Genomic DNA, 13,567 nt, shown 5'->3' with positions numbered 1-13,567 from the left:
CTCCACCGGGGTGGCGTTGCACCCTGGCCGACAACCCCCTAGCGTGCGCCTGTCCCCACTGTGAGGAAACGCCCCGATGAGTCTAACTGTCGTCATTACCGGCGCGAACCGCGGCATCGGCCTGGAACTCGCGCGGCAATATGCTGCAGATGGCGCACAGGTCATCGCCGTGGTCCGGTGCCCCAGCGAGCCCCTGCAGGCACTCGGCGTATCCATCGTCGATGGGATCGACGTGGGTCAGGATGTCGCGGTGGAACAGCTGGGTCAGCAGGCAGCGACGCTGCCGCCAATCGATGTGCTGATCAACAATGCCGGCATTCTGAACAGTGAATCGCTACCCGCGCCTGACTTTGACCGCATGCGCCAGCAGTTTGAAGTCAATGCACTCGGCCCCCTGCGCGTCACCACCGCGCTGCGCCCGCAGCTTGCCGCCGGCAGCAAGGTGGTACTGATCACTTCAAGAATGGGCTCGATCACCGACAACAGTTCCGGCGGCATGTACGGGTATCGCTCCAGCAAGGCGGCGCTCAATGCGATCGGCGCATCGCTGGCTCAGGACCTGCGCGGCGACGGGATCGCCGTGGGTTTGCTGCACCCAGGCTACGTTCGAACCGACATGACCGGGCACCAGGGGCAGGTGTCTCCTGCGCAAGCTGCCCAAGGGCTTAGAGCCCGCATCGAGGCGCTGGACATCGACACCACCGGCCAGTTTCTCCACGCCAACGGGGAGTCGCTGCCCTGGTAGCACATCAACCTGCCCGGATCTGCCGATGACCGGCCCCCGGCTGAGCCGCCTGCTGTGGTGGCTACTGGCCTACACCTGCCTGCTGCTCGGTTTGATCGGCATCGTATTGCCGGGCTTGCCCACCACGGTCTTCATCCTCCTGGCCGCTTGGGCGGCCACACGGGGATCACCGCGGCTGCAGGCCTGGCTCGAGCGACACCCCCGATTCGGACCGGCGATTCGCAACTGGCGCGACCACGGCACGGTACCGCGATCGGCCAAGCGGCTGGCTACATGGATGATGGTGTTGAGCTGGTTGACCACAACCGCGACGACCCGGGACTGGCGCATTAGCACCGGCCTGTTAGTGATTTTGGTCGGCGTCGGCACCTGGCTCTGGCGTCGCCCCGAACCCGCCCCAGCGAGCGACGGGCCATCGAACTAGCCGACGATGACCGGACAGGCGCTCGGCTGAAGAACTAGTTCAACACCATCTGTCCATTGCGCACCCGCTGCGGGTGATCACCCACCGGCACGCTGGCAATCTCTTCGGCGGTCTCGAAATCGATGACGGACACCCGATCCTGTTCGCTCACCGACACGTAGCAATGCCGACCGTCCGCGCTCTCCGTCGACCAGTACGGCTTTGCGCCCAGCGGGTCTTCTGACAGGGTCACAATCTCGTAGTCGAATGTCTCGCGATCGACGATCGCTGCATAGCCTGACATCGTCCCCGCCACGCAGAGCTTGGTGCCGGCATGATTCATCGCCAATCCGTGATGCGCGGAATTCAGCTGGTAATCACGATACGGCAGCTCGGCAATCTTGGGCGGGATGGGCAACTCCAGCTTGCGCGTGATCTGCTCGCTGTTGAGGTCGTACTCGAAGAACCCGTGGAAGAAAGAAACCTGCAGATAGGCATAGGCCTCATCCGGGCTGATGGCCATGGGACGAACCGCCGAATCGATCCAGTCCAGGCCGAATGCTTCCAGCTTTTCGCCCATGTCCACTCGGGACAGAATCTCGTAGCTGTTTGCGTCGACCACCTGGAACACACGCTCCCCCTTGATCCAATCCAGCCAGGACCAGGTGAACGGCAGATACACCTTGCCGATGCTGGCGTGATAAATCCGCTGACCGTCGCGCGAGTAGGTGTTCTCATGCGGCTGGTCGCCGGATGCGAAGCCACCGACGATGTCCCCGGTCTCGGTGTCGATGGCATGCACCACATTGCCCAGCGAGGCAGAGACCAGCAATGTCTTTCCATCCGGTGAGATGGCGGCATGATCGGCCCGGGCGCCGGCCACCGGAGTCCGCCAGACGATCTCGCCGCTGCGCACGTCGATGGCCACCACATCCGCAAAACTGGGCCGGGACACGAACAGTCGCGTGCCGTCGTTGGAGGTGAACAAGTCGTCCACCATCTGCAGGTGCCCCTCGCCGATCACCTCGCGGATAAACCAGAACAGCACCCGCCGCTTGATACCAGCCTCTTCGATCTCGGCCAGTCGCTCGGCCTTGTCAGGCACGACATTAATGCGCTTGAGCACCTCAAAACTGACGGGATCAAAGACATCGGCCGTGCCATCCCAGTTGTTGCCGACCAACACAACAGGCTGCCCCTGCGCGTTCTGCGCGGGCGCTGCAGCGTGTCCGGTCCCGGGCCCGGTCAGGCCCAGCCCGGTGATCACCAGCATGATGACCCAGCCGGTCCAAGCCCGGCACTTCATCTTGTCGTTCAGCATGCCCCCTCCTCAGTCCCTCGTCGCCCCATGATCCCGAATCACCGGATCGATCACCAGCCCGGTGACGGGAGTCAATCCATGCTGCCCGAATCTCGATTGACCAGCATGGTCATCGCAGTCCGTAGCTGAGGCCGCGCCACCAGCCACACCAGGCCGGTGAACAAAGCGATTCCCAAAGGCACCTGCAACGCAAGCACGCCCGCCGCCGGCCAGCCTGGAGGGAGCCCCGCCGGCAATGCTGCGATGACCAGCGCCATGGCTGTGCCGCAGCCCACCGCCGGTGCCAGCCCCCGCAGCAGCCTGACCGGCCGGGCGCGGAACAGGCCACGCGCAATGACCAGGGCACAGGCCGTATCGGCAAGGTAGTACCCCAGTCGAGCCAGTCCGATCGCGATGACGCCCAGCCCGTTCAGCCACCAGAACGCCAGGACCAGAATGAGCAGGTTGAACATACTGGTGTAGAAACCCAGGTCGGCTCGCCCCCGGGCGGCGGTGGCCGTGTGGACAAACTCGAAAGGAGCCTGGAACGCTGTTGCCACCCCGAAGAGCACCGCGATGGACACCGCCGGTGCCCAGTCGGGCCCCGCCAAGAGCCGGATCAGGCTGTCCGACGTCGCGGCCAGGCCAAGAAAGACGGGCACCAGTATCAGTGAGGTCAGTGTCACTGCCTGCGCCATCGCCGCCCTGAGTTCGGTCTGTGATTCCTGCAGCCGGGAAAACTGCGTCATCGCGATATTGTGACTGGCTGAGCCGGTCATGCCGCGGATCGGTTCGATAATCCTGGTCGCCATGTTGAGATAGCCATTGGCGGCGGCTCCGAGCCAGGCGGTGACCAACGACTGGAACACGGCATCCGACAGCACGGTCAGCCCGCGATCAGCGGTGTGCCACCCGGCAAAGTGCCTCAGCTCGCCCAGCCGAGCCCATGACCAGCGAGGCATGAAACGGAGACGGATTCGCCACCCCAGCCAGCCTGCCAGCACGAACCGGGCAACCAGCCGCACTGCCAGCAGACTCCAGAGTCCAGCCCCCTGCACGGCCAGCATTAGCCCGATGCCCGTGCCCAGCGTCAGACCGAGGAAATTGCCGCTGGCGATCAATTGGAATCGCCGCGACCGGCGGGCAGCGGCCGTGAGAATGGCCACGGGCCCCTCAGCCAGCAGGATCGCCGAGAATACCAACATCGGAACAGCAACGTCGGCCCAGTCGCCCGACCCGCGCGGCGCCATGCTCACCACGGCACCCAACACGGTGATGAACGTGCCGGCCAACACCAACGCGGCGGCCAGACACGCGTTGAAATGCGCCTTGCGGACCACGCGCCGCTGCACAAGGCCCTCCTCGAACGGTGCGCAAACCAGGATGGCCAGCACCTGAATCCAGGCAATCGTCAGCGCGGAGCGCCCGAATGCCTCCTCGGCCAGCAGGCGTGCGAACACCACCGTGGAACCGACCTGCAGCACGAAGCGGCCCAGTGCATCGCTGCCTAGATACAGCAGCCAGCGGGACAGCCGCGTCAACTGCATGGACAATCCGGAAAAGCCTTCCCGCGCGGCACGGACTGTCGATGCATGACCCTCCGCGGGTTGCGCGCAATGACGATGTTAGCGTCCCCGCTGAGCCGGCGCGGACAGGTACCCGACATGTCCATAGCGGCGACGTAGCCAACCGCCAAGCAGCCTGCGGTCCAGCCGCTTGAGTAATCCGCGAAAATCCAGTTCGCGCTGTCGGCGGTGCAGGATCTCAATGGGGCGCTGCAAGTCCTCGCGACCCTGTTCCAGCAACAGCGGCAATGTCTCCAGATAATCCTCAAACTCCAGATCCATGTTGCCGTAACGCAACAGGGTCGAGGGCTCCAGCCGGTCGACCGGGAACAGGCCCGAGCCACGTAGCGCGCCCAGCCCCTCGAGCATCATCATCGTGCGCACACATTTTTCGCAGGCCCCGCAGTTGAAAAAGCCGGGTGGCGGTTGCACATCGCAGACCCGCAGGTGCGCCAGCGCCAAAGGGGACCCAGCGATCTCCCGGGTTTTCTGTAGCCGGGACATGTCGATGCTATCGTGCTCGACCTGCAGGTCATGGCTGCTGAAACAGGGATCGAGCAGCGGATGGGTTCCCCAGGGTTCCATCGAGCGCATGTGGTCCGAGGATGCGATCAATACCCGATTCAGCTGGCTTGGCACCCCCTGGGCAACAGCCGCCAACGCGGCGCCATTATAGGTCCTGGTCCAATAGAAAAACCCGGGATCTCGGTCCATCCAGTGCCGGTAGATATTGGTCTCCGCCGTCAGCAACTCGACTCCAAGCTGGGCAACGACCTCCTGTAACACTGCCGTGGCGGCATCGAAGTTCTCCCGGGTAATGCCACGTTGCAGCCCGTAGACGCTCATGCATCGACGGATCCGCCCCGGGTGACCGGACGCATACTGCCGATGATTACGGAGCAGCGTTGCCCAGGAGTCGACACCACCCGAGAAGTAACTGGCGGTGACCGCTGCGGCCTGCAGTTCGGCCGCCTCCACCGTCTCCACCTCCAATTCCAGTGGCTGGTCTCTTAACGCGAACCAGTGGTTCAACCAGTTCAGTGCCGTCCCGATGTTACGTCGCAGCGTTGGGCAGACCGGCTGGTCCAGGGTCAAACGTGCCTCCCCGAACACCATGGCGGGAATGGCCGCAGCGATGAAAAACGCATTCGCTGCACCGAGCGCCGAAGCTTCAAGGGCGCCGTGATAACGAACGAACAAATCCTCGCCGGAATACGCATTGTCTTCCCAGTCCAGCCGGGCGTGTAGCACCAGCTCTTCCTGCTCGTATTCAAACCGAATCTGCGTTATGCGCATCCGCTCGACAGCACTCGTTCTACGAAGGAAACGTCCCGACCCATGACGGGCCGGAGGGCTCGTCATGACCTCTACACCGCCTGTGCATGCTAACCAATTCGATCCGGAAACGCCCGCGTTGGGCCGCAACCACCGAAATGCATCGGGCAATAAAAAACCCGCCAGCGGCGGGTTTTTCCCAGTGCGTGCACCGGGTTGGGCTTGGTGGGCCGTCAGGGACTCGAACCCCGAACCAAAAGATTAAGAGTCTTCTGCTCTACCAATTGAGCTAACGGCCCATTAGATGGGGTGGACGATGGGACTTGAACCCACGACCACCGGGATCACAACCCGGGGCTCTACCAACTGAGCTACGCCCACCATCGCCAGCCGGAACGGCGTGGGGCGCGAAGTATAGTGAGATTGCGCTAAGGTGACAATGCTGGCGGTTGGGTATTGAACAACTCGGCCCCGACCAGTGCATTGCGGTTACGAACCACCCCGCCCTCGATCCAGGTTTTCAGCGCCAGTTCGGCCGTCTTTCCGGTCCGGGTCTTGGGGATCGCATCGACGGCGAAGATATCCCGCGGCACGTGGCGCGGTGATGCTTCACTGCGCAGGCGGGTACGAATCGCTCTTGCCAGTTCATCATCCAGCGTCCCATCTCGGGTGACGACGAACAAGACGATGCGAACATCGCCATCGACCGCAGCGCCGATGGCTGCGGCCTCATTGATCTGGCCCATGCGCTCCAGCACCCGGTAGAGCTCGGCGGTCCCAATGCGCACCCCGCCGGGATTCAGCGTGGCGTCAGAACGGCCGTGGATGATGAAACCGCCTTGCTCCGTCTTTTCCGCAAAGTCGCCGTGGTGCCAGACCCCTGGGAAGTGCTCGAAATACGCCGCGCGATAACGCTCGCCATCGGGGTCATTCCAAAACCCCACGGGCATGGATGGAAACGGCGAGCGGCAAACCAGTTCCCCTTTTTCACCCGGCGGCAGCGAGCGCCCCTGCTCGTCGGCGACATCCACATCCATCCCCAACCCGGCACATTGAATCTGCCCCTCGAACACCGGCGCGGTCGGGTTGCCGAGCACGAAGCAGGAGACAATGTCGGTGCCCCCCGAAATCGACGCCAGCTGCACATCCGGCTTGATCGCTTCGTAAACGTACGCAAACCCTTCGGGGGAGAGTGGCGATCCCGTGGAGCAAATCGTCTTGAGCGGGGACAAGTCGTGGCTGTCGACCGGACGCAGACCGCTTTGCCGCACCGCATTGATCCAGCCGGCTGAAACACCCAGCAAACCGACCCGGTGCCGCTCGGCCACATCGAACAACACACCGGTCTCCGGAAAGGCCGGGCTACCCTCGTACAACACCGCCGTGGCTTCGCTGGCCAGCACCGACACCAGCCAGTTCCACATCATCCAGCCACAGGTCGTGAAGTACAGCACCCGATCACCCGGGGCGATGTCGGAATGCAGCTGGTGCTCCTTGAGATGCTGCAGCAAGGTACCGCCTGCCCCATGCACGATGCACTTGGGCTGGCCTGTGGTGCCGCTGGAAAACAGGATGTAAAGCGGGTGATCAAATGGCAGTGGCTGGTAATCACAACCCTCCGATTCCAGCTCTGCCCAGTCCAGCCAGCCAGGCGGCGGCGTCTCCCCGAGATACGCCACCATGACCACGCGCTTCAGCGTGGTCAGGGCAGCCCGCACGGCTTCCAACTTTTCGCGCACGTCGAAGACCTTACCGCCGTAGCGATACCCATCCACCGCGATGAGCACCGTGGGCCGAATCTGCTCGAAGCGATCGAGAATGCCCTGCATGCCAAAATCCGGTGAACAGGATGACCACACGGCGCCGATTTTTGCCGCGGCCAGTGCGGCGACCAGCGTTTCGGGCAGGTTGGGCATCACGGCCACCACCCGGTCGCCGGCGACCACGCCCTGGTCCTGCAACCAACCCGCGACACGATCCACCCACATGCGGAGTTCGGCCCGGGTCATTTCACGGTCGGGGACGCCCTCCCCGGTCGCGATGATCGCGAGGTCGCTGTCCCGCCCACGCTCAATCAGGTTCTCGGCGAAATTCAGCCGCGCGTCGGGAAAGAATCGCGTGTCCGGCAGCTTGTCCTCAGGCACGGTCACGTCGCGCTCGCCTGGCTCGCCGATCACATCGGCAAAGCGCCAGATGCTGCGCCAGAACGCGCCCCGGTGCCGGGTCGACCAGCGATGCAGCGCCTCGTAGTCCGCTTGCACAGGCTGCCCGTCGGCACGGAGCCAGTCACCAAATCGTGTCAGGCCGCTGTTGGCGATTCGCTCGGCAGAAGGTGTCCAGAGAGGTTGAATCATTCGGCATCCGGTTGGGCATCGGGATGGGCGCGTTGAAACGCCGGCAGGTCACGACAATGGCGGGTCACCCGGGCCAGCCTGGGGTAGTCCTCTATGCTGAGTCCGAAGCGCTCCGCGTTGTACATTTGCGGAATCAACACCACATCGGCCAGCGTGGGGGTATCACCAAAGCAGTAGTCACCGGACTGGTGGCTAAGCATCTGCTCCAGCACCGACAATCCCTTGCCAATCCAGTAGGCCGACCACTGCGCACGCATCTCGGCCGGATGACCCAGGGCTGTCGTCAGATGCTGTAGCACGCTCAGGTTTTGTAAGGGCTGGATGTCACTGGCAACGGTCTGGGCAAATGCGAGGACGCGACCCCGCTGCGGCTGGCTCGGTGGGACCAGCAGTGGATCGGGCTGGACCGAATCCAGGTAATCGATAATGGCCAGCGACTGCGTGAGTTGCAGTTCACCGTCCACCAGCAGAGGCACGTAGCCCTGCGGATTCATCGCCGTGTAGGCCTGCTGGCGCTGTTCGCCCCCGTCACGAACCAGATGCACCGGCCGCAAGCGATACGCGATGCCCTTGAGTTCCAGGGCGATACGCACCCGGTAACTGGATGAGGACCGCCAGTAACTGTAGAGCTGCATCAGCGGCGTTCCACCTCGGCCACGGTCTGCTCAATGGCGCCGAAGATGCTCTGCCCCGCATCGTCCAGCATCTCGATCCGCACGGTATCGCCATCCTTGAGAAACGGTGTCTTGAAATCGCCGGTTTCGATCTTGTCGAGCATGCGCCGCTCGGCGATGCAGCTGTAACCCCGCCCGCCCTCGCTCACCGGCTTGCCAGGCCCGCCATCCTCACCCCGATTGGAGATGGTGCCGCTACCGATGATGGTTCCGCTGCAAAGACTGCGTGTACGAGCCGCATGGGCAACGAGCTGGGGGAAGTCGAAGGTCATGTCCTGGCCGGTCTGCGGGCAACCGAACAGCGCCCCGTTCAGCGAAGAGCGCAACTCGCCGAACAGCTTGCGACCGTCCCAGGCACCGCCCAGCTCATCCGGCGTGACCGCCACCGGCGAGAACGCGCTGGCCGGTTTGCTCTGGAAGAAGCCAAACCCCTTGGCCAGCTCGCCGGGGATCAGGTTCCGCAGTGAAACATCGTTGACCAGCATGATTAACCGGATGCGCTCGGCGGCGAGTTCCGGCGAGGCGCCCATAGGCACATCATCGGTGACCACCGCGACCTCGGCTTCGAAGTCGGTGCCCCAGTTACGGTCGAAAATGTCGATGCTGTCCCGCGGCCCGAGAAAGCCATCGGAACCCCCCTGATACATCAGCGGATCGGTCCAGAAGCTCTCCGGCAGCTCCGCGCCCCGGGCGCGACGGACCAGTTCCACATGGTTGACGTAAGCACTGCCATCAGCCCATTGATAAGCGCGTGGCAATGGCGATTCGCAGGCGGCAGCGTCAAACGGAAACGCATCATCCATGCGCCCGGTTGCCAGCGCCTCGGCCGCCATCTCCAGCTGCGGCCGCGCCTCCTCCCAATTATCCAGCGCTGCCTGCAGCGTCACATACGGTGCGAGCGCTGCCTCGGACAAGTCGGCGCTGACCACCAGCAAGCGGCCATCGCGGGTGCCATCTCGGAGACTGGCTAGTTTCATGCAATCTTCCTTTGCGTGCTGCGATGAGTTGGATCAGCGGTCTGAGGGCACCGTGCCGGTGCGCCAGCTATCCGCATAGGCCCTGAGTTCCACGGCATCCAGAGCCGGGCCGGCCTGTAGGGGATCCCGTGTATCCAGCATCACCGCGACTTCTTCGGTAAATGTTTTGGCACTGGCCTGACCGGCCGCTAATGCCTTGGGATGCGGGCCATGCGTGAACCCACTGGGGTGCCAGGTGATCGTCCCCGGCTCGATATTGTCACGCGAGAAGAAGTCGCCCGCGTGATAGAAGATGACCTCGTCAAAATCATCGTTGTTGTGAAAGAACGGCACCTTTAACGCGCCCGGGTCCGATTCGATCGGGCGCGGCACAAAGGTGCAGATGACGAACCGACCGGCCACAAACGTCGTATGCGCCGAGGGCGGCAGGTGGTAGCGATGACTCATCAGCGGCCTGATATGCCGCCAGTTAATGCGCGATACCGCGAGATCGCCATGCCAGCCGATGGCGTCCAGCGGGTTGTAGTCGTAATGCACCCGCGACACCCGCCCCAGGCGCTTGATCTCCACCGTCCAGGCGTCGTCGGTTTGCTGCGCCAGAAACGCCTCGTCAATGGCCGGGACATCCAGCATGGCCGGGTCGAAGATGGCCTGCGGCCCGACCAGCCCTTTTTCCGGCAGCTGATAGCTGTCGTTGGTCGCCTCGATCATCAGCAGCGTCATGGGGCTGGATGGCTCCAATCGCCACATGGTGCCGCGCGGGATGACGACGTAGTCCCCCTGCTCCAGCTCCAGATGACCATAGTCGCAATGCATGGCGCCGCCCCCCGCATGCACGAACAGCAGCTCGTCACCGTCGGCATTACGGGCCAGCGCCGGCATCGGCGCATCCAGCCGCCACAAGCGATATTGCACGGCGGCATTATGCAGCAGCGCTGGCGCCGACCAGGGGCTTTGATCGCCCACGGGCAAGGCGGTCAGGTCGTAGGCCCGGGGCCTGAGCTCGCCCTCCCAGCGCGTCCAGCTCGTTGGCGGCCGACGATGGTGGAAGTGCGCCGTCGGGCCGAAGAAGCCCGAGCGTCCAGCCTCGCGTTCATAGGGTGCCTCGTCCGGAAAGTCGGCATGCGCCTGGCGCGAGACCGTGCCTTCGCGGTGCGGGTACTGCATCCAGCGGCGTGACATGACGGCCTAACTCTCGGTCTGGATGACGCCGCGGCGAACCTGGTCTTCCTCAATCGATTCGAACAAGGCCTTGAAATTCCCCTCGCCAAAGCCTTCGTTGCCCTTGCGCTGGATGATTTCGAAGAAGATCGGACCGATCACCGTCTGGGTGAAAATCTGCAGCAAGATGCCGTCGTTTTCGGTCGGCGCGCCGTCAATCAAAATCTTCAGTCGCTGCAGGCGGCTCACATCTTCGCCATGGCCCGCCACACGCTCATCAACCTTCTCATAGTAGGTATCCGGCGTATCCATGAATTCGGTGCCGGCAGCCTTAAGCGCCTCCACCGTGGCGTAGATGTCATCGGTGGCCAGGGCAATGTGCTGGATGCCCTCACCATTGTATTCACGCAGGAATTCCTCGATCTGGGACTTGTCGTCCGATGACTCGTTGATCGGAATCCGGATCTTGCCGCAGGGTGAGGTCATTGCACGTGAGAACAAGCCGGTGAGCTTGCCTTCGATGTCGAAGTAGCGAATCTCACGAAAATTGCCGATGCGCTCGTAAAAACCCGACCACACATCCATGTTGCCGCGATTCACGTTATGCGTCAGATGATCCAGTAATTTGAGGCCGACTCCGCTGGGGTGCTGGTCCTCAACACCGGGCAGCGGCTCGAAATCGACATCGTAAATCGTGTGACTGCCGTAGCGGTCGACGAAATACAGAATCGAATCGCCGATGCCATAAACCGCAGGAATCTTCAGCTCCATGAAGCCTGTCGGCGCCTCGAATGGCACGGCCCCTTGGGCCACGGCATGCTCGAAGGCAGCCTTGGCGTCCTTGACCCGGAAGGCCATGGCACAGGCGCAAGGCCCATGTGCACGCGCGAATGCTGCGAAATGAGTATACGGCGTCGCATTGACCAGGAAATTAATGTCGCCCTGGCGGTACAGCGTCACATCCTTGCTGCGATGTTTGGCAATCGCCTTAAACCCGAGCGAGCGGAACAGTGCGTGCAGCTGTTCGATGCCTTCAGGGGTTGGCGCGGTGTACTCAACAAACTCGAAACCATCGGTGCCCAGCGGGTTGATGGAATCGGCGGTCTTGCTCATCTGCTGTTGTGCAGTTGCATTCATCTGTGTGGTCTCCACGTGCGGCAGCGCCGTTTGCGCGGCTGCCGAGTCAGGTCAGGCCGTCGCGGCCTTGGGCGGAAAAAGAGGTTCGAACAACCCCATGCGCTGCGCGTCATGGACGCAGGCCATCAGGTCCATACGCGTCAGCTCGGACAAGCGCGACAGCGAGTCGATGACGTAATAAAGCGGCTGCATGATGTCGATGCGATACGGCGTGCGCAGCGCATTCATCACATCAAACGGCTGCCGCTGCGGCACATCCGACAAGGCATGCTCGGTCTCCCCAATGGAGGACAGGATACCGCCCCCGTAGATGCGCATGCCCTGGGGGGTGTCGATCAGGCCGAATTCGACGGTGAACCAGTACAGGCGCGCCAGAAACACGCGCTCTTCCTTGCTGGCCGCAAGCCCCAGCCGGCCGTAGGTCTCGGTGAAATCCGCGAAGTGCTGATTGGTCAGCAACGGCGTGTGGCCGAACAGCTCGTGAAAGATGTCCGGCTCTTTCAGGTAATCCAGCTCCGACCGCTTGCGAATGAAGGTCGCCGCGGGAAACTGTCGATTCGCCAGCAACTGGAAGAACTCGCTGAATGGAATCAGCGCAGGAACCCTGGCCACAGACCACCCCGTGCAGCCTTGCAGCACACGTGATACGTCGTCGAGCTGGGGGATGCGGTCCGCAGGAAACTGCAGCCGTTCCAGCCCATCCATGTACGCGTCGCAGGCCTTGCCCTCGATCGCTGCCATCTGCCGCTTCAGCAAAATGGCCCAGGTTTCGTCTTCTTCCTCGGTGTAGCGCACCACACCGAATGCGTCGGGCTGGCGAGCGGTGTAATCCGTACTCTTGCCCATGTTGTCTCCACCAGCGCGTGACCCTGTCACGAGTCATCACGCTCGATTCAATGATGATGGGTGGGAGTATACGAGATTGCAGAGAACCGCTGGCCGGATGACCCAGGCCCCGCGTCCTACGCACCACAGGGTACGCAGGACGCAATCGCCGACATGCCCTAGGCGGTGAATCGGCTCTTCAACCACTCCACGGCTTCATCCATCATCACGCCGCCGAGGGCCAGCACGGTAAAGAAGCTCCAGGACCCGTGAATGGACCCGTCGATACGACGCGCCGAGACCGGCACACCAGCCGCCTCCAGCGCTTGCGCGTAGGCCTCCCCTTCGTCGCGTAACGGATCGAACTCGCAGGTTCGCACCCAGGCCGGAGGCAGCCCGCCCAGATTGTCTGATCGAAGCGGAGCCAGATCGGGGTTGTTCAGGTCGGTTTCCTGGCCCGCGTAATGGTTGAAGAAGTACTCCATGTCGGCGCGCGTCAACAGGTAGCCTTCAGCGTTCTCTTCGATGGAGGGCGTCACCTCGCCTGCCTGCACCGTCGGGTAGATCAGCAACTGGCCGACCAGTGCCGGACCGCCGGCCTCGCGCGCCCGCAGCGCAACAACCGCTGCGAGATTACCGCCGGCACTGTCGCCACCGACGGCGATGCGTGTGGGGTCCGCGTTCAATTCCACGCAATGACCGGCCACCCATTGCGTTGCGGCAAAGGCGTCGTCCGGTGCCGCAGGAAACGGATGTTCAGGTGCCAGTCGGTAGTCCACCGAGACCACCACACACCCCACGCGGCTGCAAAGCTCCTGGCACACCGGCTCGTAGTCATCCAGCGAGCCGATGACGAACCCGCCACCGTGGATATAGACCAGCACGGGAAAGGGACCGTCGCCCTCGGGGGTGTACACCCGCACCGGAATCTCACCGGCAGGACCGGGTACGCTGCGGTTGTCGATGCTCGCGACCGGCGCGGAAGAGCCCGGCAGCATGGCATTCAGCTTGCTGAAGGCCTCGCGCGCCTCGACGGGCGGCAAGGCATGGAACGGTTGCGCGCCGGCCGCCTCCAGTTGCTGCAGAAAGCCGGCAATTTGTGCATCCAATGGCATGGTGTCTCCCCTATTGTGATTGTGGAGACGCAAGCC

12 protein-coding genes and 2 tRNA genes are annotated in these 13,567 nt (G+C 63.0%); 2 read left to right on the top strand and 12 right to left on the bottom strand.

Features of this window, described 5'->3' with window-relative positions; genetic code table 11:
* Positions 1–76: 76 nt before the first annotated feature.
* Both DEH80_RS08400 and DEH80_RS08395 read left to right on the top strand, forming a co-directional pair.
* On the top strand, positions 77–745 hold the full coding sequence (locus DEH80_RS08400; protein ID WP_109720046.1) for an SDR family oxidoreductase: 669 nt from the start codon (positions 77–79) through the stop codon (positions 743–745).
* Positions 746–770: 25 nt separating this feature from the next.
* Positions 771–1,169, top strand: coding sequence for a YbaN family protein (locus DEH80_RS08395; protein WP_109720045.1), 399 nt, complete (start codon positions 771–773; stop codon positions 1,167–1,169).
* Between the two features lie 34 nt (positions 1,170–1,203).
* On the opposite strand, the gene DEH80_RS08390 is transcribed toward DEH80_RS08395, so the two are convergent.
* From DEH80_RS08390 to lipP1, 12 genes are all read right to left on the bottom strand, one after another.
* Entirely contained in the window at positions 1,204–2,469 is a 1,266-nt protein-coding gene (locus DEH80_RS08390) for a YncE family protein (RefSeq protein WP_207774538.1), read from the bottom strand.
* Positions 2,470–2,540: 71 nt separating this feature from the next.
* The gene (locus tag DEH80_RS08385; protein ID WP_109720044.1) at positions 2,541–3,995 is read right to left on the bottom strand and encodes an oligosaccharide flippase family protein; all 1,455 of its coding nucleotides are present in this window, start codon (positions 3,993–3,995) and stop codon (positions 2,541–2,543) included.
* Between the two features lie 78 nt (positions 3,996–4,073).
* Complete coding sequence (locus DEH80_RS08380) at positions 4,074–5,309, bottom strand: hypothetical protein (protein ID WP_109720043.1); 1,236 nt, start codon at positions 5,307–5,309, stop codon at positions 4,074–4,076.
* A gap of 202 nt (positions 5,310–5,511) precedes the next feature.
* Positions 5,512–5,587: transfer RNA gene (locus tag DEH80_RS08375), tRNA-Lys, on the bottom strand.
* Positions 5,588–5,593: 6 nt separating this feature from the next.
* Positions 5,594–5,669: transfer RNA gene (locus DEH80_RS08370), tRNA-His, on the bottom strand.
* 47 nt (positions 5,670–5,716) lie between these two features.
* Positions 5,717–7,642, bottom strand: coding sequence for an acetoacetate--CoA ligase (locus DEH80_RS08365; protein ID WP_109720042.1), 1,926 nt, complete (start codon positions 7,640–7,642; stop codon positions 5,717–5,719).
* On the bottom strand, positions 7,639–8,277 hold the full coding sequence (gene maiA, locus DEH80_RS08360) for a maleylacetoacetate isomerase (RefSeq protein ID WP_109720041.1): 639 nt from the start codon (positions 8,275–8,277) through the stop codon (positions 7,639–7,641). Before maiA ends, DEH80_RS08365 begins: the two co-directional genes overlap by 4 nt.
* A complete protein-coding gene (locus DEH80_RS08355) occupies positions 8,277–9,293 on the bottom strand; it encodes a fumarylacetoacetate hydrolase family protein (protein WP_109720040.1) in 1,017 nt (338 codons plus the stop codon). Before DEH80_RS08355 ends, maiA begins: the two co-directional genes overlap by 1 nt.
* 33 nt (positions 9,294–9,326) lie before the next feature.
* Entirely contained in the window at positions 9,327–10,475 is a 1,149-nt protein-coding gene (locus DEH80_RS08350; protein ID WP_109720039.1) for a homogentisate 1,2-dioxygenase, read from the bottom strand.
* A 6-nt stretch (positions 10,476–10,481) separates the two neighbouring features.
* Positions 10,482–11,591 (bottom strand): 4-hydroxyphenylpyruvate dioxygenase, encoded by a 1,110-nt coding sequence (gene hppD / locus DEH80_RS08345; protein WP_369122172.1) that lies wholly within the window; start codon positions 11,589–11,591, stop codon positions 10,482–10,484.
* Between the two features lie 51 nt (positions 11,592–11,642).
* Positions 11,643–12,437, bottom strand: coding sequence for a phenylalanine 4-monooxygenase (gene phhA, locus DEH80_RS08340; RefSeq protein WP_109720037.1), 795 nt, complete (start codon positions 12,435–12,437; stop codon positions 11,643–11,645).
* Positions 12,438–12,595: 158 nt separating this feature from the next.
* A complete protein-coding gene (lipP1, locus tag DEH80_RS08335; protein ID WP_207774537.1) occupies positions 12,596–13,531 on the bottom strand; it encodes a LipP1 family hormone-sensitive lipase in 936 nt (311 codons plus the stop codon).
* Between the last annotated feature and the right edge of the window lie 36 nt (positions 13,532–13,567).

This window comes from Abyssibacter profundi (genome assembly GCF_003151135.1).
GTDB classification, from domain to species: domain Bacteria; phylum Pseudomonadota; class Gammaproteobacteria; order Nevskiales; family OUC007; genus Abyssibacter; species Abyssibacter profundi.
The sequence above is the reverse complement of the archived record's forward strand: the minus strand, read 5'-3'. Positions and strand labels throughout refer to the sequence as shown.

Excerpts from the sequence above, each read along its gene's own strand:
- DEH80_RS08380 (WP_109720043.1), bottom strand. The coding sequence starts at position 5,309 with ATGCGCATAACGCAGATTCGGTTTGAATACGAGCAGGAAGAGCTGGTG.
- phhA (WP_109720037.1), bottom strand. The coding sequence starts at position 12,437 with ATGGGCAAGAGTACGGATTACACCGCTCGCCAGCCCGACGCATTCGGT.
- DEH80_RS08365 (WP_109720042.1), bottom strand. The coding sequence starts at position 7,642 with ATGATTCAACCTCTCTGGACACCTTCTGCCGAGCGAATCGCCAACAGC.
- DEH80_RS08350 (WP_109720039.1), bottom strand. The coding sequence starts at position 10,475 with ATGTCACGCCGCTGGATGCAGTACCCGCACCGCGAAGGCACGGTCTCG.
- DEH80_RS08390 (WP_207774538.1), bottom strand. The coding sequence starts at position 2,469 with ATGCTGAACGACAAGATGAAGTGCCGGGCTTGGACCGGCTGGGTCATC.
- hppD (WP_369122172.1), bottom strand. The coding sequence starts at position 11,591 with ATGAATGCAACTGCACAACAGCAGATGAGCAAGACCGCCGATTCCATC.
- DEH80_RS08355 (WP_109720040.1), bottom strand. The coding sequence starts at position 9,293 with ATGAAACTAGCCAGTCTCCGAGATGGCACCCGCGATGGCCGCTTGCTG.
- maiA (WP_109720041.1), bottom strand. The coding sequence starts at position 8,277 with ATGCAGCTCTACAGTTACTGGCGGTCCTCATCCAGTTACCGGGTGCGT.
- lipP1 (WP_207774537.1), bottom strand. The coding sequence starts at position 13,531 with ATGCCATTGGATGCACAAATTGCCGGCTTTCTGCAGCAACTGGAGGCG.
- DEH80_RS08400 (WP_109720046.1), top strand. The coding sequence starts at position 77 with ATGAGTCTAACTGTCGTCATTACCGGCGCGAACCGCGGCATCGGCCTG.
- DEH80_RS08395 (WP_109720045.1), top strand. The coding sequence starts at position 771 with ATGACCGGCCCCCGGCTGAGCCGCCTGCTGTGGTGGCTACTGGCCTAC.
- DEH80_RS08385 (WP_109720044.1), bottom strand. The coding sequence starts at position 3,995 with ATGCAGTTGACGCGGCTGTCCCGCTGGCTGCTGTATCTAGGCAGCGAT.